Source organism: Kitasatospora sp. NPDC001309, assembly GCF_042896295.1.
In the GTDB taxonomy this organism is placed as follows: Bacteria; Actinomycetota; Actinomycetes; order Streptomycetales; family Streptomycetaceae; genus Kitasatospora.
In genome coordinates, this window is record NZ_JBIAXC010000003.1 from 19,566 (window position 1) to 42,746 (window position 23,181).

Genomic DNA, 23,181 nt, shown 5'->3' on the forward strand with positions numbered 1-23,181 from the left:
AGCCTTCATCTAGATCACTTTTATTCTTACGCGCGTTCCGTCTTTCAATAGCTGTAGCGCGTTCCCCATCGTAGAGCCTGATCCGCCGTTGTCGGGGCCGTCGATATGCTTCACGCTAGCTCCGGTGCCACCTTCCTTGAACATGGCCGGAGGGTACTCATCACGCTGAGTCCCGCGACTGGTTCGAATTCCGCGCAGCGAGTCCTTGCGATTCTGCTTGGCGTTCGGCCGGTCGATCGTCATGACAGAAGGCAGCGGAGGGCCGGAGGTGTATGAATGCCCGCGCCAGATCATGCCCTTCTGGGCTTCCGCGATATGTTTCGCGGACTCCGGATACTTGGAGCTGTCAATCAAGTACTCAACATCGAAGTCACCCTTCACACCGACCGCCGAGGCGAGCTTGGTCCTCGCATCGTGCTGCTCCTTGAGTCGGAGCTGCGACCCCTCGCCGCCCTTCCCGGGATTCTTGGCGATCTTCTCAGCCAGCTCTATGATGTTGCGCTTGTGCGCCGCGTCGGCCGCAGCCACATTCTTCGCCACCTGCTTGGTGCCATGAGCGGCGTGGTGGTACATGTCGCTGACCGCCGCCGCGGCCTCCTTGCTGATCGTGACGCCGATCTTCTTGGCCGCGTCTTCCAGTGCCTTCGTTATCGGGTGGTGGCTCAACCGAAACTCACCGCCGCGGTCGCCGCCGTGAAGTCCTTGGCGTGACCTCGAACCGCATCCCCGTGACCCGTCATCTTGTCAGCCAGGGCCATAAGCTCGAGAGGGTTGATAGAGAACCCTTCGCCGGTGTCACTAACCAGATCCCCATCCACTCCGGCCAATGCCCTCTTCACGCCCGCGAAGACCAAGCCCTTGACGGCCTTCTCCACCTCTTTCTGGAGCGGCTCCGTGGCCTTGGTGATGAGGATCGCAATTATCTGCTCCTCAGCTTCCTTGATCATCTTACTGACAGCCCTTCGGGTTGCCGCCACGACAGCCGCATCAACGGCCGTCGCGAGGCCGAACGTCGCGACAGCCGCCACCGCCCCGGCCACCGCCTCGGCAGCAAGCACACCGAGCTCCGCGATCACTGCAAGCTTCATCGCGACAACGGCATCCGCAGCGACGTCAAGGGCGGTCGCTGATCCGTTGCATACAGCGACCAGCTCATGCAGGTGACCCTGAGTCATCTTCGACCAGCGGGCCACCATGTGCTCATACGACTTTGCCTGGTAATGCTGCGCCATGTCCTGGAGAGTGGCGGTCGCCGCAGCATGCGTGTGGTCGACGTTGGACGCGAACTTCCGAACATGGCCGGCGAACTCCCGCACCTTGTCCTCGTTGACGCTAGGCCACGGCAGCCCCAGCAGGTCCATGACCCAGACCAGCTCGCCCGGCAACTCGATAGCCATGATTCCCCCCTGAGAGCGACGCGCACGCAAAATCATGCCACGCTTACGCTGCGCTAACGGCATGTGCTGGCCTGCCCGCATTGCGGCGAGCGGCGCTACCGACGTCGGGGGCCGACATGGGGCAGTCTTCGACGGGCTCCTCTCGCACCTGGTCGAAAGCGCTGTGGCGGCCCCTGGCGCACACCTGCAGCCGATGCCTGCCAGCGCCGGTGAAGCTTAGGTTCGGCAGAGCGGCGATTGGGCCGTGGGACGAGACACCGAAGCCGATCTGATCGACCTCGGCAAGAGTCTGGTTCAAGCCCTCCAGGGCTGATGAGCACTTGAGGAGGACGGCGCCGCAGCCGCCGTTTGAGGCGGTGTTGCAAGCCGTCCAGGGCTGATGAGCACTCGTGCTGCACGAACCCTCGGGGCTGCTCGACTCGCCGTTGCAAGCCCTCCAGGGGCTGATGAGCACGATCCCGATGTGGGCGATCCGGGACGACAGCACCGTGTTGCAAGCCCTCCAGGGCTGATGAGCATCGGCGTGGCCCGGGGACTGCAGGGCCGGGACCTGTCCGGGTTGCAAGCCCTCCAGGGCTGATGAGCACTGGGCCTCCCTGACCGGTCGTCCACCATTCCTAACAGTTGCAAGCCCTAAAGGGCTGATGAGCACGCACCTGGACGCCGCCGAGGGCCTGCTCGGCCGGGCGTTGTAAGCCATCCAGGGCTGATGAGCACCACCGACTTCACCCAGCGTCGGGCCCGCGCAGGCCTGTTGCGAGCCCTCCAGGGCTGATGACCACAAGACGTCTACGACGGGCCGGTTCGGATCCTCGAAGGCAATCAGTTGCAAGCCCTCCAGGGCTGATGACCACCCCGGGAGCGAGGCGCCGAACGGGGCCGAGTAGCCGTTGCAAGCCCTCCGGGGCTGATGACCACGCGCGATCGCGGTCAGGCCGCCGTCCAGCGCCTGCGGTTGCCAGCCCTCCAGGGCTGATGAGCACGAGCCGGTGGACCGGACCGCCGGCGGCTGGCTGACGTTGCAAGCCCTCCAGGGCTGATGAGCATGCGGCCGCCTCGGCGCCCCCTACGCGAGCGTCATGGCGTTGCAAGCCCTCCAGGGGTGATGAGCACGACCGCGGTCGCGGCGTCGTGCTGGCAGCCGTGTTGCAAGTCCTCCAGGGCTGATGAGCACCCCGAAGGGCCGCATCAGTGGGGGTCTGGTCGCCGCGTTGCAAGCCCTCCAAGGCTGATGAGCACCGGCCTGGTCGACCATCGGGGCGCCGGTCCCGCTCTGTTGTAAGCCCTCCAGGGCTGATGAGCACGCGTGCACCACGCGTCGGCGTCGGGCTTCGAGGCGTGTTGCAAGCCCTCCAGAGCTGATGGGCACCGGAGACAAGCCCGCGCTGTCGCATGTGGTCATCACGTTGTAAGCCCTCCAGAGCTGATGAGCACAAGCCGAATCGGACATCACCGTCGCCGCCTCCGCCGGTTGCAAGCCCTCCAGAGCTGATGAGCACCGGCGTCGACCGCCGGCTCGACGGCGGCCGGTCCCACGTTGCAAGCCCTCCAGGGCTGATGAGCACCCAGGAGTGGCAGAACATCCGGGCCTCGCACCTCGGTTGCAAGCCCTCCAGAGCTGATGAGCACGTGTCGCCGGAGGAGGTGACGGTCAGGGTGTCGCGTTGCAAGCCCTCCAGAGCTGATGAGCACCCTGGGCCTGGACTCCCTGGTCCGCTCCGTCCTCACGTTGCAAGCCCTCCAGAGCTGATGAGCACGCGCTCTGTCAGTTCGATCGCGAGCGACGGACTCAATGTTGCAAGCCCTCCAGAGCTGATGAGCACCCGAGAGTAAAGCACCAGGTCGCCAGGTGTGGCGAGTGGCCGTGTGGTGGCTGTTCTGCAGCGACTGGCAGGTACTGCATCGTCGCAGGTCAGAGCGTTTGCCGAGAACCTTGCCCGTGGGTGCAGGCTGTTCTTGGCCTTGGTCCAGTGTCGCAGTGTGGTGGCGCACTTCGAATGTCTGTGCCGAGCGGGCCGCGATGACGGAAACGAGTCTCGAATGTGTAGCACATAGAGCCAATTATCGGCGCAATTAGTGAGAAAGCAGATGATTCTTCTCTGTGTCCAACTAGGTTTCTCTGGCGTGATGTTGGGCGAGTGCGGTGATCATTTTGAGTCCCTGGAGGGCGCGGTGCGGGTGAGAGTGGATGTCTCGCCGGATACGTCGAGCGTGCGCTGGGAGGACCTGCACGGGGCCGCGCGCGGAGTGGTGTATCAGTTGCTGAGCGGCCAGGACGAGGCCCTCGCCCAGGCCCTGCACGACAGCGGGTGGCAGGGGAAGCCGCTGAGGCCGGTGGGGGTGGCGGGGCCGCTGTTCGTGGGTGCGCCGCATCGCAAGGGTGTCTACACCACGTCGCGTGAGGGGTCGGTGTGGTTCGGGTCACCGGTCCCGGAGATCACCTCGGTGCTAGTGCGCGCACTCGCCTCGTGCGAGGAACTGGCCTGGGGCAAGACGCGGTTGAGGGTGAAGGGCCTGGCGATGGACATGGACGCCGTGGTGCCGGCGGGGGAGGGGCTGGTGGAGCTGGAGACGGTGACGCCGGTGGTGCTGAAACATGAGAGCCGGAACCTGTTGCCGGGCGACGAGCACTACCTGGACCGGTTGCAGCACAACCTGGCACACAAGGCGGATCTGCTGGGTCTTCCGGCGCCACGTGGTGTTCGGGTGCTGGAGGCCGGTCCGCGGCGGCGGTTCACCGTCCGAGGGGCGCCGCGGATCGGTGCCCGGGTGCGGATCGCGATGGAGGCCGACGGCCGGTTCGCGAACGCGCTCCGATCGTGGGGACTGGGCCTGGACACGATTCAGGGGTTCGGATGGGTGAGGTGAGCCCCCTTGCGGTGACGGGCCATCCGTTGCAGCGGGCCGGGGCATGGGCGGTCGCCGTCCTCGCCGGCCGCAACGATCCGAGACGGGTGAGCAAGGCCGACCTGGAGGCCGTGTCGGCCACCGTGGTGACGGACGTGGTCGCGGCGGCCACCGCATCCAAGGACTCCAGCCGCTACGACTGGTGGAAGGTGCTCTTCGCGCTGTACCCCAACTCGAAGGCGACGCACAGCAAGCGGACCTCTGACCCGAACGTGCTGAGGCCCGACGTCGAGAACCTGTTCGCCCGGGACCACCCCGAGGGGGGACGGGCGCTGCCCTGCACGTTCTGCGGCGCCGAGGCGACGGTGGTGTGGGCGAAGTCGAACCTGCCGCTGTTCGACACCAGCAAGGCCCTGAACTCGCTGCCGCCCGGTGTCGCCGGCTGGCCGGTGTGCCGGGGGTGCCGGATTGCGATGTGGTCCCTGCCCTACGGTGCCTGGGTCACTGCCGGCTCCGCGACCGTGCTGTCCTGCGAGAACGACACCGCGCAGCGGGACTTCGCCCGGCGCAACGTGCGGCGTGCCCGCCTCGTGATGCACGCCGGCTTCACCGGCATGCAGGCGACGGCCCGGCCCGAGACGGTGGTCCTGGCGGCCCTGCGGGACGCGACCGAGGGCCTGTGCGCGACCACGCTGTGGAGCTTCAAGAACGACAACCAGGACCCCTGGTTGCGCGTCACCCGCACCCGCCGCGCCGTACCCGCGTTCCTGGCCACCGTGGACGGCAACGCGCCGCTGCGCCGCGGCTGGCACCTGCTGCGGCGGTCCCTGACCCGCTGCGACACCCAGGGCCGGATCGTCGCGGGCGGGGCGGGTGAGGCGGCGCGGTTGTTGTTCGAGGCCGAGGACGGCCGGAGCAGGCCGCTGCTGGGGCAGCTGCACCGTCTCCTCGCGGACACCGACGGCGCCTGGAGCGCCGGTGACCGTGAGGCGCTAGCCCGGCTCGCTTTCACCTATGCCGAGGAGGTCTTCGGAATGGAAACGGATCTGGAACCGGTGGCGACGCTGATCGCCGACTGGATCGCGAGGGGCACCAGTCCGCGCGGGCGGCTGGCGGAGTACCGCAACGCCGCGCTCAACGACTACAAGCTCGGCACGCTCCTGGTCCAGGCCTACACGCGTCTTCAACTGGACGGCAGCAAGACGCCGCTGGCGGGACCGGATCTGTGGAAGCCGCTGATCCAGCGCCAGCCGCGCGCCTGGGAGCAGCGGATGCTGCTGTTCGCGCAGGTGTCGGTGTTGCTGCAGCAGCGCGGTGTCGCGATCGGCGCCAAGGAGGCGGACCCGCGGCAGGAACGTGAGATCGAGGAGCTCGCGGAGCGGCCGGCGTTCGCCGGTGACGGCGAGGACGAGTACGACGGCTACGGCGACTACGAGATGGGGCAGGCGTAAATGGCTTACCTGGCAGGCATGATGGTGCTCTCGGTGAACGCGGGCGCGCCGAACAACGGGCGGGGCGAGGAGACGATGTCCCGCGTGAAGTTCGCGCGGATCAGGGGCCGCAAGCACCCGTACGTGTCCGCGCAGGCGGCGCGCCGCTGGATCCGGGAGACGATGGTCGAGCGCGGCTCGGTGCCCTCCCCGGTCACCCGGGTCGGCAAGGCCCAGGGCAAGGCGCAGAAGGCCAACACCCAGGCCGACCCCGTCCGCTTCGCCGACGACGACCTGTTCGGCTACATGCGCACCGGCGCGAAGAAGGACGACGCCGCGACGACGCTGCGCGACAGCCCGTTCATGCTCGGCACCCTGATGTCCGTGGAACCGGTCTTCCCGACCGAGGACTTCGGCGTGATGTCCCGCGGGGTGACCGAGCCCGTCCTGCACGGACACGAGTTCTACACCGCTGACCTGGCGGCGCCCTTCCTGCTGGACGTCCCGCGGATCGGCACCTTCACCCTGCCCGGAGCGGACGGCGTGGGCCGGCCGAACTACCTCACCCCGGAGCAGGCCCTCCAGGTGGCCGAGGCCGCGGCCCGCGGGGCCTCGACCGTCCACTTCCGCGACCAGCCAGCCGTGCGGCTGCCGCTGGAGGAGCGGCGCAGGCGCGCCGCGCTGCTGCCGGAGGCGCTCGCTCACCTGAGCGGCGGCGCGAAGCAGGCCCTGCACTACGGCGACCGTGTCCCCTCGCTGATGGTCCTGGCCCCGTTCCAGGGTGGCATCAACCCGCTGGGCAACGTCATCGGCGCCGACCCCGACAGCGGGGTGCGGGTGCGCGGAGACGTACTCGTCAAGGAACTCGACGCCTGGGCAGGCGAATGGCAGGCCCCCGTACGCATCGGATGGCGCCCCGGATTCCGTGACCAGGCCCGCGAGGACTTCGAGAAGCAGTGCGCGCGCGAGCTGGCGGATGGCACCATCGTCATCGACCACCCCCGCACGATCCTGCTCCAGCTGGCGGCCGACCTGCGCGAAGGACGGCTGGACGGCTGGTTCGACGACCCGGCGCAGGCATGACGTCGGCGCCGAACACGGTCCCGCCGGCCACGAGAGGGCCGGTCGAGGCCCTGCGGGCCACGTTCCACGCACCCGTCGCCTCGTTCAGGGACCCGCTGTTCCCCGGGATCACCCGCATCCTGCCGGTACCGCCGCCCTCCACCGTCCGCGGCATGCTCGCCGCCGCCACCGGCGCGCCCGCCGAACGCCTCGCTCTGGGAATGGCCGCGTGGGCGGACGGCCACGGTGTCGACACCGAGACCTACCACCCCATCGCCGCCGACGGCAGCAACCCCGCCGCCGGCGGCCGGGTCCAGGCCGGGAAAGGAGGAACGACCGCCAAGGACCGGCCCTTCCTCGCCGACGTCCACCTGACCCTGTGGATCCCCGAACCGGACGCCACCCGCCTCACCCAGGCGCTACGCCGGCCCCGCCACGGCCTGCGCCTGGGCCGCTCCCAGGACCTCGTCCACCTCACGGGGATCGCGCACGTCCTGCTCGTGCCCGCCGAGCGGGCGGTCGTCGGCCACGCGCTCGCCCCTCTCGACGGGCACGACCTGCCCGCCGCCCACACCCACCGCCTCGCCGACACCGTCTCCACCGACCGACTCACCACCACCTGGTCCGACTACCTGTGGTGCGACGAACCCACCACCACCGCGGCCTCCGTCCGCCACGCCTACCGCGAAGCACCCATCGACCCGGCCCTGCACGAGGACACCCAAGCCGTATGGCTCCTGACCCCCTGACCCCACCACCACGACGACGCGCCCTCACCGACCTGCGCGCCAAGTCCCTGCCCCGCGAGGACCCCGAACGCCTCACCGCCCACCTGCGCACCGTCCACGACACCGTCGCCCAGCTCGAAGCGCGCATCGCCACCGCCGGCATCATCACCACGGAGCCCCTCTTCTGGGCCCAGGTGCGCGCCGCGGCACTCCTGCACGACGCGGGAAAGATCGCCGAGAGCTTCCAACGACAGCTCGAACCCGGCGCCGAACCGTGGGGAGAGCGCCACGAAGTCCTCTCCCTCGCCTACGTCGACCTCCTGGCTCCGGCCGCGGCATGGAGCGCCCAGGAACGGCTGCTGATCGCCACCCTCGTCGCCGCCCACCACCGGCCGCTCCACGCCGCGTCCTCCCTCGGCGGCGGCAAGCCCGCCCTGGCCCGCCTCTACAACACCAGCACCCGCTGGGACCAGGCATTCGGCCGCACACCCGGCCCCGACAGCACGCCACAGGTGCCGCGCGGCCTGCACCAGGAACTCCTCGCCTGGCTGGCCGGGTTCCTCTGGACCGAACCGGTGCCGCCCGTCCCGGGCGACCCTACGGTCGCCGACCGCGCCCGCCTCCTCCTCGACGAAGTCCTCACCGCCTGGAGAGAACCCGCCAAAGCCCACACCGGCCTGATCGCCGTCCTCGCCCAGGGCGCGCTCACCCTCGCCGACCACGCCGGCTCCGCCCACGTGGACCTCCAGACCCACATGCCGTTGCCCCTGGACTACCTCGCCCGCCTGCCGTACACACCGCACCGCCACCAGCGGCAGGCCGCCGACACCAACGGGCACCTGGTCCTCATCGCCCCCACCGGCAGCGGCAAGACCGAAGCCGGACTCGCCTGGGCAGCCCGCCAGCTCGCCACCATGCCCGGGCTGCCCCGCCTCGTGTGGACCCTGCCCTACCGGGCTTCCCTCAACGCCGCCCGCAACCGCTTCGAGCGCACCCTCCAACCAGCCGCCGGCCAACAGCGCCCCGACATCGGACTCCTCCACGGAGCCCTCGCCCGCACCCTCCTCACCGAAGCCCTCGAAGACGACTGCTGCGGCCCCACCAACGCCGACGCCCGCAAGGCCCGCGCCCGCGCAGGCGCCATGCGCCTGTTCACCCAACGCCTACGCGTCGCCACCCCCCACCAACTCCTCGCCGCCGCCATCGCCGGCCCCACCCACTCCTCCGTCCTCCTCGAACAGGCCAACGCCCTCTTCGTCCTCGACGAACTCCACGCCTACGACCCCGAAACCTTCGGCCGCCTCTGCGCAGCCATGCGCCTGTGGGAACAACTCGGCAGCAGCATCGCCGTCCTGTCCGCCACCCTCGCCCCACCCCTGCTCGCCATCGTCGAGGACAGCCTCCACCAGCCAGTCACCTGCCACCGAGCCGCACCCGGCACCGCCCCCGTCCGACACCACCTCGTCATCGACGACCTGCCCCTCACCGACCCCGACAGCCTCGAACACCTCGAAACCTGGCTCAGCGAGGGCTACAGCGTCCTGGTCGTCACCAACACCGTCGCCACCGCCCAGCACCTGTTCACCACGCTCGCCGACCACGCCCGCCACACACGACCCGACGACCCCGATACGGCACTACTGCTCCACTCCCGCTTCAAGAACCAGGACCGCGACACCATCGAGACCCGCCTGCTGGCCCGCCACCCCGAACGCCAGCCCGGCGAAGCGCGTCACCGCGGCGGCCTCGTCGTCTCCACCCAGACAGTCGAAGTGTCCCTGCAACTGGACTTCGACCGCGGCGCGGTCGACAACGCGCCCATCGAGGCCGTCGCCCAGCGCGCCGGACGCGTCAACCGCCGAGGCCTCCACCCCGACGGCGCCGTCGAGTTCCGCGTCCACCGCACCGACAGCCACCGCCCCTACGACCCCGGCGCCGTCGACGCCGCCTGGTCCGCCCTCACTACCCTGGTCGCCGAAGGCGCCACCACCCTCAGCGAACAGGACATCGACCGCCTCCTCGAACTCGCCTACGACACCGACTGGGGCCGTGAATGGGAAACCAGGGCCCGGCAAGCCCGCGACGGCTTCACCACCGAGTTCCTCACCTTCACCGACCCCTTCCACGACCGCACCGAGCACGCCAAGACCCTCGGTGAACGCTTCGACACCGTCGAAGTCCTCCACCGCGACGACGAAGACGAATACCGCCGCCTCGCCGTCGGCAAGAACGCCGACCCCCTCCTCGCCGCCGGCCTGCTCATCCCCCTGCCCTACAGCCAGTTGAAGCAGTACAACGCCACCTTCGACCGCGCCCTTGGTATCCACCTCATCGACGGCCAGTACGACCCCGTCCTCGGCCTTCGCCCACCCACCGAGCCGGAGACCATCCTGTGAAACCCATCCCCACCAACCCGCCCGACGACGACCAGGGCCTCGGCGGCGTCCACATCAAGTACCTCCGCCACTGCCCACGCCAACTCTGGCTCTACACACGCGGCTACCGGCCCGAGGGCCGCAGCGACCTCGTCGCCTTCGGGGAGGTCGTCAGCGAGACAACCTTCACCCGCCGCCGGGACGTCGACCTCGGCGAAGCCCGCATCGACTGGGTCACCGCCGGCGCCGTCGTCCACGAAACCAAGTCCTCCCGCACCCCCTCACCCGCCCACGACGCCCAAGTCCGCCACTACTGCCTGCTCCTCGACCGACGGGGCGTCAACGTCCGCGGCGGCATCGTCCACTACCCCCTCATCCGCCGCACCACCGACATCCCCTGGAACGAGCAGGCACGAGAGGAAGCCGAGACAGCCGAGGACGAAGCCCGCGCCGTCATCGCCGCCGCCACCGCCCCCGACCGCCAGACCCGCGCCGCCTGCCGCGGCTGCTCCTACCTCGACTACTGCTGGGGAACCTGATGCCCGCCGCCGGCCGCACCTACTGGCTCACCGAACCCTGCCGCATCCGCCGCGAAGACAACAGCATCCGCATCGAACGACCCGACGGCAGCCCCGTCCGCATCCCCATCACCGACATCCGCGACCTCGTCACCTTCGACCACGTCGACCTCAACACCTCCGTCCTCTCCCTCCTCAGCCGCCACGGCGTCACCGTCCACGTCCTCGACCACTACGGCAACCACGCCGGACACTTCGCACCCGCCGAAGCCATGGCCTCCGCCACCGTCGTCCGCCGACAAGTCGAGATCACCGGCGACCCCGCACAACGCCTCCCCATCGCCCGCGCACTCCTCCTCGCCACCGCCGAGAACCTGAACTGGGCCCTCGACACCGACCTCCTCGACCCGGCACTCAAAACCCTGCGCACCGCCCTGCCGGACTGCCACGAAACCGACGAACTCATGGGACAAGAAGGCAACTTCCGCCGCACCGCCTGGGCCGCCCTCGACACCCTCCTCCCCGCCTGGCTCCGCCTCAACGGACGCACCCGCCGACCACCCACCAACGCCGGCAACGCCTTCATCAGCTACCTCAACGCCCTCGTCTACGCACGCGTCCTCACCGCCCTGCGCAGCACCCCGCTCCACCCCGCCATCGGCTTCCTGCACAGTGACACCGACCGCCGCCGCAACACCCTCGCCCTCGACCTCGCCGAACCCTTCAAACCCCTGTTCGCCGAACGCCTCCTGCGGCGCGCCGCCAGCCAGAAACACCTCAAACCCAGCGACTTCGAGACCGAGGTCGGCCGCGCCGCCCTCAGCACGGACGGCCGCAAGAAGATCGCCGCCCTCGTCCGCGACGAACTCGCCACGACGGTGTACCACCGCACGCTCAAGCGGCAGGTCAGCTACGAGGAACTCATCCACCTCGAAGCGCTCAAACTCGTCCGGCTCTGCCTGGAGGACACCCCGTACAAGCCCTTCCGGCCCTGGTGGTAACCGCCCATGTTCGTCATCCTGGTCTACGACACCGCCGCCGAACGCAACCCCAAGGTCCTGAAAACCTGCCGCAAGTACCTTCACTGGACCCAGCGCAGCGTCTTCCACGGAGAACTCACCGCAGCCCAGTACCGCGCCCTCACCCACACCCTCAACACCGTCATCGACCCCACCTACGACAGCATCGTCACCTACACCGCCCGCTCCCCGGACATGATCGACACCACCACCCTCGGCGCCACCCCCGGCGGGCCGGGCGACATCCTCTGACCAGTGCCACTGCAGTACTGGCCAGTTGCCGCACCCTCAAGATCCACGATGACGCTCACAGCAAGCGTGACCTGGGACTTTACCCTCGGGGTGTGATCAGCCCTGGAGGGCTTGCATCCGGTCCTGGGCCTGATGAAGTGCGGGAAGATCTGGTGGTGTGATCAGCCCTGGAGGGCTTGCATCGCAGGTCACATCCCCGGCTTCGTCACCGACCACCGCGGTGTGATCAGCCCTGGAGGGCTTGCATCGACAACGGGGCACGATGAACGAGGGTCGGGGTCTGGTCTTGATCAGCCCTGGAGGGTTTACAACTGCAGGTCGATGGTGGCGCCCTGGCCGACCGCTGGCGTCGTGATCAGCCCTGGAGGGTTTACAACAGAATCTGGTAGGTGCGGGCCCACCGGCAGGAGTTGCGGTCGTGTCAGGCAGGGCAACAAGGGCTTCGGTCGTGATCCGCCCTGGAGGGCTTGCAACAAGGTCTCGAAGCGGGCCGACTCGGAGAGCGCGTCGGCCGTGATCAACTCTGGAGGGCTTGCAACTGGTCCTGGCGGCCCGCTTGACGGCCATATGGCGGCGAATTGCCATCAGTCCTGGAGGGATTGCAACTTGTAGGCGTAGGTGTTGCCTTCAATCGCGAGCATGCCGCGATCAGCCCTGGAGGGCTGGCAACGCTATCTGCTCCTCGGTAAGGCCGAGTTCCAGCAGCGGTCGTGATCAGCCTTGGAGGGCTTGCAACCTGCCCCGTGGTCCGGCCAGCGGACGTACGAGTACTGCGGTGATCAGCCCTGGAGGGCTCGCAACACCACCAGAGACAGCTCCTGGAGATCAGGGGTGCTGGCCATGATCAGCCCTGGAGGGCTCGCAACCCGCGCACGCTGCCCCCTGGAACTGTCCTGACTACCGCCGTGATCAGCCCTGGAGGGCTCGCAACACCGACATCCAAGCGAAGAGGGGATTGCTGAGGCAAGCCGTGAGCCGACGGCAGCCAAAGGGAGACTTGGGGGACTTGCTGGGGACCACGCGTCGTTCACCACCGCCTTTGAGGTGCCTTTCGGTGAACGAACAGAGCGGGCTGTCTACGGTCTGACGTGCAGCGATGGCTATCCCCGGGCGACTGGGGGTCAAGGGGTCGCAGGTTCAAATCCTGTCGTCCCGACAGTGATGTCGGAGCCCCGCTGACTGGACGGAAGTCCGGGTCGGCGGGGCTTTTGCCGTTTCCGGTGTGCTGGAGGTCGTGGCGGCGCAGGTGTTCGAAGCCGAGCGTGACCACTGCTTCGTTCCAGTGCGTCGCGTTCGGCAGGGCGGCGGTGGTGATCCGTCCGCCCGCGGTCCGGTGAACGGGCGCGGCATCGGGGTGGGAGTGTGAGGAACCCGGGCGCCATAGACGTTCGCGCGGGAGCCCCCGTCGGGGCTCCCGCGCGGCCTGCCTCGTTGGTCCGGTGGGTCGGAGCCAGCCTCTGTGGGCGGCTTTGATCCCGGCTTCGAAGCGGCTGGCGGCGCCCAGGCGTTCCATGATCGAGGCCATGTGGCGGCCGATGGCGCGTGAGGAGACGCCGAGGCGCTGGCCCGCCGCGTCGTCGGTGATGCCGGAGCTGATCACCGGCAACTGGTGAACCGGGCGGCCGGGGGAGTTAGGCCGGGGTGGGTCAGTGGCAGAGGGCTGTGTCCAGGGCGGTGGACATGTGGTGGGCGGCGTCGTCGGAGGGGACGGTGGTGACGGTGATGTTGGCGGCGCGGCCGTCGTCGGTGACGGCGCCGCGGGAGCGGTAGCCGACGATGGTGCCGCCGTGGCCCCAGGCCAGGCCGCCGCAGGAGAGGGGGCGGCTCTGGAGGCCGAGGCCGTAGCGGACGCCCGGGCCGAGGGGGTCGGCGGGGACGGTGGTGCGCATCTGGGCGAGTTGGGCCGGGGGGAGGAGGCGGCCGGCGAGGAGGGCGGTGAAGAAGGTGTTGAGGTCGGTGTTGGTGGAGACGATCGCTCCGGCCGCCCAGGCCATGGAGGTGTCCATGTCGGTGTAGTCGACCGGGGGCGCGTCCGGCAGGCTGAGGTAGCCGTGGGGGTGGGCCTCGTGGACGGTGGTGTCGCCGGGGGTGGGGAAGTAGGTGTGGCGCAGGCCGATGCGGTCGATGACGCGCTTGGTGATCTCCTCGCCGACGGGTCGTCCGGTGACCTTCTGGACGAGGAGCCCGGCGACCAGGTAGTTGGTGTTGTTGTACTCGAAGCTGGTGCCCGGAGCGAAGTGGGCCTTCTGGGCGAGGGCGCCGTCGAGGAGCTCGCGGGGCTCGAAGTAGCGGAACTGGATGGGGATGAAGTCCGCGAGGGCCGGGGCGGCCATGTACTCGGGCAGGCCGCTGGTGTGCTGGAGCAACTGCCGGACGGTGATGGTGTGTCCGTCGATGCCGTCGCCGCGGAGCAGGCCCGGGAGGTAGGTCTCGACGGGCTCGTCGAGGCCGATCTTCCCCTCGGCGACGAGTTGGAGGACGACGACGGCGGTGAAGGTCTTGGTGTTGCTGCCGGCGCGGATCTGGCCGTCGACGGGGGGCTTGGCGCCGGTGGCGAGGTTGCCGACGCCGGCGGTGTAGGTGCGGGTGCGGCCGTCGCGGCCCTTGACGGAGGCGAGTGCGGCGGGCAGGCCGTCGTCCTTGACCAGGGCGTTGAGGCTCTGCTGGACGGTGTCCGGCTTGCCGCTCGCGAAGGCCGCGCTGGGTGCCAGCGCGCCGGCCGCCAGGGCGCCGGCGGCCACGGCCGTCACGACCGCGATCGTCCGGTGCCGGCCGGGTCGGTGTCGGCCGGGTCGACGGGAAGGTGGGACGTGGCTGTGCTGGATGTGCTCGTTCACTGGGGAACTCCTCTGCCGAAGGGGGGAATTGCCGGGTGTGCGAGGTCAGCGGCAGAGGGCCGCGTCGACCGTGGCCTCGATGTGCTTCCCGGCCTCGTCGCCCGGGATCGCCGTCACCGCGATGTTGAAGGCGCGGCCGTCGTCGGTGACGCCCCCGGAGGTCCGGTAGCCGGGGATGGTGCCGCCGTGGCCCCAGGCGAGGCCGCCGCAGGGGAGCGGCTTGCTCTGGAGGCCCAGGCCGTAGCGGACGCCCGGGCCGAGGAGTTCGGCGGGGACGGTGGTGCGCATCTGGGCGAGCTGGGCCGCGGGCAGGAGGCGGCCGCCGAGGAGTGCGGAGAAGAACGAGTTGAGGTCGGTGTTGGTGGAGACGATCGCCCCGGCCGCCCAACCCCAGGACGGGTCCAGCTCCGTGTAGTCGCGGAGCGAGCCGTCGGCCTCCCGGTTGTAGCCCTGGGGGTGGGCCTCGTGGACGGTGGTGTCGCCGGGGGTGGGGAAGTAGGTGTGGCGCAGGCCGATGCGGTCGATGACGCGCTTGGTGACCTCCTCGCCGAGCGGCCGCCCGGTGACCTTCTGGATGATCAGGCCGGCCAGCAGGTAGTTGGTGTTGCAGTACTCCCAGCTGGAGCCCGGGGCGAAGTGGGCCTTCTGGGCCAGGGCCGCGTCGAGGAGCTCGCGCGGTTCGTAGTACCGCTTCGGGCTGGTGAGGATGGCGCCCTTGTCCACGTACTCGGGCAGGCCGCTGGTGTGCTGGAGCAGCTGGCGGACGGTGATGGTGTGTCCGTCGATGCCGTCGCCGCGCACCAGGCCCGGGAGGTAGGTCTCGACGGGCTCGTCGAGGCCGACCTTGCCCTCGGCGACGAGTTGGAGGACGACGACGGCGGTGAAGGTCTTGGTGTTGCTGGCGGCGCGCACCTGGCCGTCGACGGGGGGCTTGGCGCCGGTGGCGAGGTTGCCGACGCCGGCGGTGTAGGTGCGGGTGCGGCCGTCGCGGCCCTTGACGGAGGCGAGTGCGGCGGGCAGGCCGTCGTCCTTGACCAGCGAGTTCAGGCTCTGCTGGACGGTGTCCGGCCTGCCGCCCGCGAAGGCCGCGTTCGGTGCCAGTGCGCCGGCCGCCAGGACACCGGCGGCCACGGCGGTCACGACCGCCGCCGCCCGGTGCCGGCCGGGTCGGCGGGAGCGCTGGACGCGGCTGTGCGGTGTGTTCTCGTACACGGAGGAACCCCTCTGAACGGACCGTGCCGGTGATTTCCGGCCTGGGTCAAGAGGACCATTCAGAGGTGGGGGAGTTCGTCCGCGCCCAGGACGAGACCGAACCCGGGAGTCGGCTCCGGGAGGCGCCCCCGGGCAGGACCGTGCTCCTGGCCCGGGGCGGGGACCGGACCACCCGCCGCGATCGGCGGGGGTGGGCCGGCGGCGGTGGATCAGCGGGGGCGGATCAGCCGGGACGGATCAGTGGGCGTCGGTGAGGATGCTGGGGAGGACCGTGTCCAGGACGCGCTGGAGTTCGAGCCTCAGGTCCGTACCCTTGAGGTCGTCGCGGCGCAGTCGGAACAGGGCGCCGAGGTAGGCGTCGCGCAGGAGGTGGCCGACCTGGAGGGGGTCGGTGCCGGGGCGGATCCGGCCCTTGGCGAGGCCGGCCCGGATCACGTCCGCGAACACCTCGGCGGTGTAGGGGTGTTCGGTGATCGGCAGGCCTGCCCGGACCCAGCACATCAGCATGACCTGGTTGAGTTCGGCCGGCTCCTCGTCGTTGATGTCGACGAGGGCCGTCATGCACCGTGCGAGGGCTCTACTGACGTCCACTTCCGCGAGCGCCTCCTGCTGGAGCTTGTCCTCCAGCCGCTCTCTGCGGCGGTTGCTCCAGGTGGTGATGAGCTCTTCCTTGTGCTGGAAGTGGTTGAAGAAGGTGCCCCGGGCGACGTCGGCGCGTTCGGTGATGTCGTCGATCGTGGTCTGCTCGAACCCCTTCTCGGCGAAGAGGCTCAGGGCGGCCGAGAAGATACGTTCCCTCATCCGCTGCTTGTTGCGCTCCCGGCGGCCCGTCGGGACAAGTGCGACGGAGGCTTCGTCGGCCATGCGTTCTCCTGTGGGGTGAGGGTGTCAGTTCCTGAGGTCCTGCTCCACGGGTGGGGAGCTCCTCGGTCACCGGTACGGCATCCGAACGAGCCCGCGGAGGGCTGGGTCGGCCCTTGCATAACTTATACTAGGATTTAAGTTTAGAGTCACATGCCAGGTTCATGTCGGTCGGGGCCGCGGCGCCGCACACTTTCTGACGGCGAGACGTCAATCACAGTGCAGCGATGGACAGATGGGGCAAACTACAGTCCTACGAGCGACCCTTTCCCGACCCCATCGCCGATCGGAGCCGCACCCATGGGTGAGCAGACCCAGACGCAGACCATGCCGCGCACGGCGGCGATCCCGCCTGAGGTCCTCAGCCGTTTCGCCGACGGCGGCGTGGACCTGGAGGCGATGTTCGCCTCCGGGCACCTCGGCAACCGCATGGGCATCGTGCTGGTCGAGGCCACCGCCGACCGGGTGGTGGCCACCATGCCGGTCGAGGGCAACACCCAGCCCTACGGCCTGCTGCACGGCGGCGCCTCGGCCGTCCTGGCGGAACACGTGGGCTCGATCGGTGCGACCCTCCACGCCGGCCCCGAGCGGGTGGCGGTCGGGGTGGAGCTGAGCTGCACCCACCACCGGGGGATGCGCGAGGGGGTGGTCACCGGCACGGCGACTCCCGTCCACCGCGGCCGCAGCACGGCGACCTACGAGGTCGTCATCACCGACGACCAGGGCCGCCGGGTCTGCACCTCGCGGCTGACCTGTCTGATCCGGGACGTGGCCCCGCGCGGGACGGGCGCGTCGGACTGACGGTCCGTCACCTCGGATCCACCGACTTCGAAGGCGCCGCCCGGCGATCGGGCGGCGCCTTCGGCGTCGTGGGTGGGCCCATCGGTGAGTCGTGCGCAGACGGCTACCTCGCGCGGCCGGCGACGGGGCTGTCGTGGACGATGCTGGGCAGCAGGAAGTCCACGATGCGCTGCAGCTCCGCGGCCAGGCCGTCGTCCTTCAGGTCGCCGCGGCACCACCGGAACAGCGCGCCCAGGTAGGCGTCCCGCAGGAGGTACCCCACCTGCATCGGGTCCACGCCGGACCTGATCCTGCCCTCCGCCAGTCCGGCCCGGATCACGTCGGCGAACACCTCGGCCGTGCGCGGCGGTTCGGTGATCGGCAGGCCCGCCCGCACCCACGAGGTGAGCATGACCCGGTTGAACTCCGGCTCCTCCTCCTCGTTGATCTCGACGAGTGCCGTCATGCAGCGCCCGAGGGCGACGCACAGCTCGTCGTTCGAGGGCGTCCTCTGGCGCATCTTCTCCTCGAATCGCGATTGGCGCTGGCTGCTCCAGGTGGTGACGAGCTCTTCCTTGTGCTGGAAGTGGTTGAAGAACGTGCCGCGCGCGACGTCGGCGCGCTCCGTGATGTCGTCGACCTTCGTCTGCTCGAAGCCCTTCTCGGCGAAGAGGCTCAGGGCGGCGGAGAAGATTCGTTCCCTCATCCGCTGCTTGTTGCGTTCGCGGCGGCCCGTGGCAACGGGCGCAAGAGGGGGTTCAGCAGCATACATACGTTCTCCAGCGACAAGGGAGTGGACCTTGTAACCATCTGTAGCGCGGCCCGTACGGCCGGGCCCGGTCCTCCTCTGCGGAGTTATACCAGAAGTTAACTTTGATGCGTAGTATTCGTTTAAACCTCAGTCGATTCCAGTAGCCGACCGATGGTCTCCTGACCGAGCAGGCGCCCCACGGGCAGGTCGATGCCCATGGCGGTCCGGATGCGCTGCCGCAGCCGGACGGCGGTGATGGAGTCGAGGCCCAGCTCGCGCAACGGCCGTCGGCGGTCGATGCGTTCGGGGGTGGTGCCGAGCAGCGCCGCGGCGTGCGTCAGCACGGCCGCCTCGCGGTCGGCGGCCGGCGCGGGGGCAGGAACGGTGGCGGGGACGGAGGCGGCCTCAGCTGCCGATGCGGTCGCGGTCGCGGGCGCATGCCCGGGCCCGGCCTCCGGTGCCACCGTGCCGGTCAGCCGCAGGAGTTGGACCCCGTGCAGCTCCGCCAGCACGTGGTCCCCGTCGTCCGTGTGCAGCACGACGTCCGCGCGGACGACGGAGTCGCCGGACGCCGTGCCCTCCGCCACCGGCCGGAGCGCGGCCGAGCTCCACACCGGCTTCGCCAGGGCGGTCGCGTCACCGTGCACCGTCACGGCGTCGATGCCGACGGCCAGGTAGCTGTGGCTCGTGCCGTCCGGACCGCCGCGGGGCAGCACGGCGAGCAGCGGCTGCAGCGGCACCTCCCAGGCCGCGGGGTGCCCGGGGGCCGGCAGGTGCATCCGGGCCACCGCGAGGCCCGGGCGCCGCCAGAGCCGGCGGACGCCCGCGAGTTCGTCGGGGACGTCGTAGCCGTACCCCCGGACCTCGTCGTAGAAGTCCGGCCCGGGCAGGTACTCGCCGCACTGCGCCAGCAGCGCGTCCAGGCTCCGGGGCGAGGCGCCGCCCCCGGGCGGGGAGGAGGTGACGCGGGCCGTCAGGCAGGTCAGGGCCGGTTCGCCGGCCGATCCCGGGCCGACGACCTGGACGGTCGCGAGGTGGTCGGCGCCCTCGGGCCGCAGCCGGACCCGCAGGGTGGCGCCGAGTGCCTGTCTGCGGTCGACCAGCTCCCCGGTCAGGGTGACGTCCACCAGGCGGTGCTGCCCGCCGAGTTCGGAGCGCGCCGCGCTCAGCACGGCGTCGACGTACAGCATCGGCGGGACGACGGCCGTGCCGCGGAACGACACCCCCAACGCCTCGATGTCCAGCGGCCGTTCGTAGGTGAAGCCGGTGGCCGCCGGGAGGGCGGCCGGGTCCCGCAGGTGCTCGTCGTCCCAGGGGTAGCGGGGCAGCGGCACGGGGCGGACCGCGCCCCGGAACCACCGGGTGAAGTCGAGGCCGGCGCCGGCGGCGTGCAGGCGGCCGGCCGCGCGGGCGAGTTCGGCGCCCTCGTGCTCCCTGCGGCGCAGCGAGGCGACGGTGAAGGCCGGGGCGCCGAGCGCCTCCAGGGTCTCCTCCACGGCCGAGGTCAGCAGCGGGTGCGGGCTGATCTCCAGGAAGACGCTCTCGTCCTGCTTCGCCAGCCGCGCCACGGCACCGGCGAACCGCACCGGGCGGCGCAGGTTGTCCATCCAGTACCCGGCGTCGAGGGCCGTCCCGGGGACGGGCTCGGCGCGCACGGTGGAGTGCAGCGGCAGCGAGGTGCCGCGCGGGGCGAGGTCGGCGAGGGCGTCGAGCAGTTCGGACCGCAGCGGGTCCATGTCGGGGGAGTGGGAGGCCACGCTGACGTTGACGAACCGGGCCAGTCGGCCGCGCTCCGTCAGGCCCTCGGCGAGCCTGGTGAGGTGCTGCGGATCCCCGGCGAGGACGGTGGAGTGCGGCGAGTTCTCCACCGCGACGCACAGCGCGTCGGGGTAGCGGGCGGCGATCCGCTCGGCCTCGTCCGGGGACAGGTCGGTGGCCAGCATCCGCCCCCGGCCGCCGAGTCGGGCCATCAGCCGGCTGCGGCGGCAGATGACGGCGGCGGCGTCGCGCACCGACAGGGCGCCGGTGATCACGGCTGCGGCCGCCTCGCCCATGCTGTGCCCGACGCATGCGGAGGGGCTGACGCCGAGGTCCTGCCAGAGGGCGGCCAGCGACACCTCCATCGCCCACAGGGCCGGCTGGACGACGTCGATGTAGGTGGGGAACTCCTCCTGCTCGCGGTTCAGCAGCTCGACGACGGACCAGCCCAGTTCGGCCCGGACCGCCGCGTCGCACTCGGCCATGCGCTCGCGGAAGGCGGGGAAGTCCGCCAGCAGCCGGCGCCCCATGCCCGGCCACTGCGCGCCCTGCCCGGGCAGGACGAACACCGTCCGCCGCTGCGGGCCGAAGCCGGCCTCGCCGCGTCCGCCGTCGGCGATCTCCTCGCCGGCCGCCAGTGCCTCCAGCCGGTCGGCGAGCTGCTCGTGGCTGTCGCCGATCGCCCACATCCGGTACGGGTGGTGGTCGCGGCGCAGCGCGGCCGCGGCGCAGACGTCGCGCAGGGGCTCCCGGTGGCCCGCGCCGCCGGGCCGCAGGTGGCGGGCGTAGGCGGTCGCGAGCCGTTCCAGGGACCGCTGGGAGCGGGCGCTGAACACCAGCAGTTCGGGGCGCCCGTCCGTCGCGGCGTCCGCACCGGAGGCCGAGGCGACCGAGGCGGCCGAAGCGACCGAGGCGTCCGCCGCGGCGGCCTCGGCGGGGTAAGGGCTCAGGACGACATGGGCGTTGGTCCCCGACAGGCCGAAGGAGCTGACCCCGAGGTAGGTGTCGTCGCCGTCCCCGAGGGGTTCGTTCTCGGTGACCACGCGGACCGGGGAGTCCGGGGCGGCGATCAGCGGGTGCGGACTGTTCAGATGGAGCGAGGCCGGGATGACGCCGTGGCGGGCGATCAGGACGGTCTTGATCAGCCCCGCCATGCCGGCGGCCGCCTCGGCGTGGCCGATGTTGCTCTTCACCGAGCCGGTCCGCAGCGGCCGCCCCGGGGCGCGGGCCGGGCCGGCCGCCGCGGCCAGCGCGGACAGTTCCACCGTGTCGCCGACGGCGGTGCCGGTGCCGTGCGCCTCCACGTAGCCGAGGCGGGCCGGGGATATCCCGGCGCTGCGGCAGGCCTCGCGGACCATCTCGACCTGGCCCGGGACGGAGGGCTTGACCAGCAGTCCGCTGCTGCGCCCGTCGTTGTTCACCGCGCTGCCGGCCAGCACCGCCAGGACCGGGTCGCCGTCGCGCCGGGCGTCCGCGAGGCGCTTGAGCAGCACCACGCCGACGCCGTCGCTGCGCACGAAGCCGTCGGCGTCGGCGTCGCCGAAGGCGCAGTGCCCCTCCGGCGAGAGCATGCCCGCCTGCGAGTAGGCGACGGCGTCCCGGGGGGAGAGGACGATGTTGGCGCCGCCGACGACGGCGAGATCGCTCTCCCCGGTGAGCAGGCTCTGCCGGGCCATGTGCACCGCGACCAGGGAGGAGGAGCAGGCGGTGTCCAGCACGATGCTGGGGCCGCGCAGGTCCAGCGCGTAGGAGATGCGCCCGGAGGCCATCGAGCGCAGCTGGCTGCCGACGGTGCGCCAGATGTCCTGGTCGGTCAGCGGCCGGTGCTCGTCGCCGTACTCGGCGGTGGCCTGGCCGACGAAGACGCCGGTCCGGCTGCCGGCCAGGGCGGAGGGGCGGATGCCGGCGTCCTCCAGCGCCTCCCAGACGACCTGGAGCAGGACGCGGTGCTGGGGGTCGATGGCGCGGGCCTCGGCGGGCGAGATGCCGAAGAAGCCGGGGTCGAAGGCGAAGGGGTCGTCGATGAACCCGCCCTTCGCGGAGATGGACTTGCCCGGGGTGGCCGGGTCGGGGGAGTGGTGGGCGGCCGCGTCGTACCTGTCGCCGGGAATCGCCGTGACGCTGTCGGCATTGCCGATCAGGTGCTCCCAGAACTCGTCGGCGTTCGAGGCGCCGGGGAACCTGCATCCCAGGCCGATGACGGCGATCGAGCGGTCGGACGCTACTTCGGGCTGATCCATGGGGCGTACCTGCCTTCATGTACGAGCGAAGCATCGGTGCTACAGAAGTGATAGTCGTTCAATCATTGATGCAAGGTCAAGATTGAACCCGCGCCGCCTAGTTGCATCGCTGGCCACCGAATGGGCCCCTCACCTGCGCCGCTCCGCCGTCGGGCGGTCGCGCGGCGCCTCCGGGTGTGGTCCAGATCGCTCGCTTACTTGGCTTTCAGTAAAAAGTGATACTTGCATCCAACCTCGACTCATGGTCCCATCTTGTCCGGTAGTCGACCAATCCTGAGGAGGCACCTGACATGCCGAGCACGGGGATACGGATCAGCGGCGGCGACGCCGAGGTGGCGTACAGCATCGAAGGCAGCGGGCCGGCCCTGGTCCTGGTGCACGGCACCGGAACCCGCGGAGCCGCCTGGGCCCAGCAGGTCGAGGAGCTGAGGGGGAAGTTCACCGTCGTCACCCCGGACCTGTCCGGCTCCGGTGACACGGTCGACCACGGCGGGCCGCTGACCCTGGGCGACCTGGTCGCGGAGGTGCTGGCGGTGGCCGACCACGCCGGCCTGGACACCTTCCACCTCGCCGGCCACTCCCTCGGCGCCGTGGTGGCGCTGCGCCTCGCGGCCGAGCACCCCGAGCGGGTGCGCTCGGTCGTCTCGCACGCCGGCTGGGCGTACACCGACGAGCGGATGACGGCCGACTTCCGCTACTCGCTCGACCTGCTGCGCACCGACGCGGAGTTGGGCACCGCGCTGGTCCCGCAGATGTTCCCGCTGGCCACCCTCGGCCCCTGCTACTGGGAGGCGACGAACGAGGCGGAGCACGGGAAGCTCGTCCGGCAGATCGCCGACAACTTCCAGCCCGGCACCGCGCGGCAGTTCGAGGTCGGCCTCACCGTCGACCTGCGTCCGCTGCTCGGCGCCGTCGTCGCGCCGGCGCTGGTGTTCGCCAGCGTGCACGACCGCGTCTGCGGAGCCAACCAGCAGCTGCTGCTGCGCGAGGGCATACCCGGTGCCGTCTACGCGGAGATCGAGACCGGCCACAACGCGCTGGCGGAGGACCCCGAGGGGTTCGCCGCGGTGCTCGGCCCGTTCCTCGCGCAGCACACCGGCACCTGAGAACCACA

18 protein-coding genes and 1 CRISPR repeat array are annotated in these 23,181 nt (G+C 70.3%); of the genes, 11 read left to right on the plus strand and 7 right to left on the minus strand.

Annotated features, from left to right (window positions below; all coding sequences use genetic code 11):
• Nucleotides 1–9 precede the first annotated feature (9 nt).
• Nucleotides 10–666: a hypothetical protein gene (locus tag ACFY2K_RS04085; protein WP_387709488.1), complete on the minus strand. Its 657-nt coding sequence runs from the start codon at nucleotides 664–666 to the stop codon at nucleotides 10–12.
• On the minus strand, nucleotides 663–1,397 hold the full coding sequence (locus ACFY2K_RS04090; protein WP_387709490.1) for a hypothetical protein: 735 nt from the start codon (nucleotides 1,395–1,397) through the stop codon (nucleotides 663–665). Before ACFY2K_RS04090 ends, ACFY2K_RS04085 begins: the two co-directional genes overlap by 4 nt.
• 389 nt (nucleotides 1,398–1,786) lie before the next feature.
• On the opposite strand from ACFY2K_RS04090, the gene ACFY2K_RS04095 reads away from it, so the two are divergent.
• The 9 genes from ACFY2K_RS04095 (at nucleotide 1,787) to cas2 (ending at nucleotide 11,628) form a co-directional block, all read left to right on the plus strand.
• Nucleotides 1,787–1,909: a hypothetical protein gene (locus tag ACFY2K_RS04095; RefSeq protein ID WP_387709491.1), complete on the plus strand. Its 123-nt coding sequence runs from the start codon at nucleotides 1,787–1,789 to the stop codon at nucleotides 1,907–1,909.
• A 1,564-nt stretch (nucleotides 1,910–3,473) separates the two neighbouring features.
• Nucleotides 3,474–4,265, plus strand: a complete 792-nt coding sequence (gene cas6 / locus ACFY2K_RS04100) for a CRISPR-associated endoribonuclease Cas6 (protein WP_387709493.1) — start codon at nucleotides 3,474–3,476, stop codon at nucleotides 4,263–4,265.
• An 86-nt stretch (nucleotides 4,266–4,351) separates the two neighbouring features.
• Nucleotides 4,352–5,695, plus strand: a complete 1,344-nt coding sequence (locus ACFY2K_RS04105; RefSeq protein WP_387709495.1) for a hypothetical protein — start codon at nucleotides 4,352–4,354, stop codon at nucleotides 5,693–5,695.
• Entirely contained in the window at nucleotides 5,696–6,757 is a 1,062-nt protein-coding gene (cas7i, locus tag ACFY2K_RS04110) for a type I-B CRISPR-associated protein Cas7/Cst2/DevR (protein ID WP_387709497.1), read from the plus strand. It abuts the gene before it with no gap.
• Nucleotides 6,754–7,485, plus strand: a complete 732-nt coding sequence (gene cas5, locus ACFY2K_RS04115; RefSeq protein ID WP_387709499.1) for a CRISPR-associated protein Cas5 — start codon at nucleotides 6,754–6,756, stop codon at nucleotides 7,483–7,485. The genes cas7i and cas5 overlap by 4 nt, the downstream gene beginning before the upstream one ends.
• Complete coding sequence (gene cas3 / locus ACFY2K_RS04120; protein WP_387709500.1) at nucleotides 7,467–9,860, plus strand: CRISPR-associated helicase Cas3'; 2,394 nt, start codon at nucleotides 7,467–7,469, stop codon at nucleotides 9,858–9,860. Before cas5 ends, cas3 begins: the two co-directional genes overlap by 19 nt.
• Nucleotides 9,857–10,378: a CRISPR-associated protein Cas4 gene (locus ACFY2K_RS04125; protein WP_387709502.1), complete on the plus strand. Its 522-nt coding sequence runs from the start codon at nucleotides 9,857–9,859 to the stop codon at nucleotides 10,376–10,378. The genes cas3 and ACFY2K_RS04125 overlap by 4 nt, the downstream gene beginning before the upstream one ends.
• On the plus strand, nucleotides 10,378–11,358 hold the full coding sequence (gene cas1b / locus ACFY2K_RS04130) for a type I-B CRISPR-associated endonuclease Cas1b (RefSeq protein WP_387709503.1): 981 nt from the start codon (nucleotides 10,378–10,380) through the stop codon (nucleotides 11,356–11,358). The genes ACFY2K_RS04125 and cas1b overlap by 1 nt, the downstream gene beginning before the upstream one ends.
• 6 nt (nucleotides 11,359–11,364) lie before the next feature.
• Nucleotides 11,365–11,628 (plus strand): CRISPR-associated endonuclease Cas2, encoded by a 264-nt coding sequence (gene cas2, locus ACFY2K_RS04135; RefSeq protein WP_387709505.1) that lies wholly within the window; start codon nucleotides 11,365–11,367, stop codon nucleotides 11,626–11,628.
• 89 nt (nucleotides 11,629–11,717) lie between these two features.
• Nucleotides 11,718–12,005: direct repeats of the CRISPR family, unit length 29 nt; unit sequence GGTGTGATCAGCCCTGGAGGGCTTGCATC.
• A 1,269-nt stretch (nucleotides 12,006–13,274) separates the two neighbouring features.
• On the opposite strand, the gene ACFY2K_RS04140 is transcribed toward cas2, so the two are convergent.
• The 3 genes from ACFY2K_RS04140 to ACFY2K_RS04150 form a co-directional block, all read right to left on the minus strand.
• Nucleotides 13,275–14,387, minus strand: coding sequence for a serine hydrolase domain-containing protein (locus ACFY2K_RS04140; RefSeq protein WP_380532900.1), 1,113 nt, complete (start codon nucleotides 14,385–14,387; stop codon nucleotides 13,275–13,277).
• A 123-nt stretch (nucleotides 14,388–14,510) separates the two neighbouring features.
• On the minus strand, nucleotides 14,511–15,677 hold the full coding sequence (locus ACFY2K_RS04145; RefSeq protein ID WP_380639457.1) for a serine hydrolase domain-containing protein: 1,167 nt from the start codon (nucleotides 15,675–15,677) through the stop codon (nucleotides 14,511–14,513).
• A 237-nt stretch (nucleotides 15,678–15,914) separates the two neighbouring features.
• A complete protein-coding gene (locus ACFY2K_RS04150; protein ID WP_380532898.1) occupies nucleotides 15,915–16,541 on the minus strand; it encodes a TetR/AcrR family transcriptional regulator in 627 nt (208 codons plus the stop codon).
• 297 nt (nucleotides 16,542–16,838) lie between these two features.
• Between ACFY2K_RS04150 and ACFY2K_RS04155 the strand changes: the two genes are divergently transcribed.
• Nucleotides 16,839–17,339, plus strand: coding sequence for a PaaI family thioesterase (locus ACFY2K_RS04155; protein ID WP_375887157.1), 501 nt, complete (start codon nucleotides 16,839–16,841; stop codon nucleotides 17,337–17,339).
• A gap of 103 nt (nucleotides 17,340–17,442) precedes the next feature.
• Here ACFY2K_RS04155 and ACFY2K_RS04160 read toward each other — a convergent pair whose 3' ends face one another.
• Nucleotides 17,443–18,024, minus strand: a complete 582-nt coding sequence (locus ACFY2K_RS04160; protein WP_380523220.1) for a TetR/AcrR family transcriptional regulator — start codon at nucleotides 18,022–18,024, stop codon at nucleotides 17,443–17,445.
• A gap of 185 nt (nucleotides 18,025–18,209) precedes the next feature.
• A complete protein-coding gene (locus ACFY2K_RS04165; RefSeq protein WP_387709507.1) occupies nucleotides 18,210–22,067 on the minus strand; it encodes a type I polyketide synthase in 3,858 nt (1,285 codons plus the stop codon).
• Between the two features lie 290 nt (nucleotides 22,068–22,357).
• Here ACFY2K_RS04165 and ACFY2K_RS04170 point away from each other — a divergent pair, with 290 nt between their 5' ends.
• Nucleotides 22,358–23,173 carry an alpha/beta fold hydrolase gene (locus ACFY2K_RS04170; protein WP_387709509.1) on the plus strand — a complete coding sequence of 272 codons (816 nt, stop codon included), beginning with the start codon at nucleotides 22,358–22,360 and terminating at the stop codon, nucleotides 23,171–23,173.
• The last annotated feature ends 8 nt before the right edge of the window (nucleotides 23,174–23,181 follow it).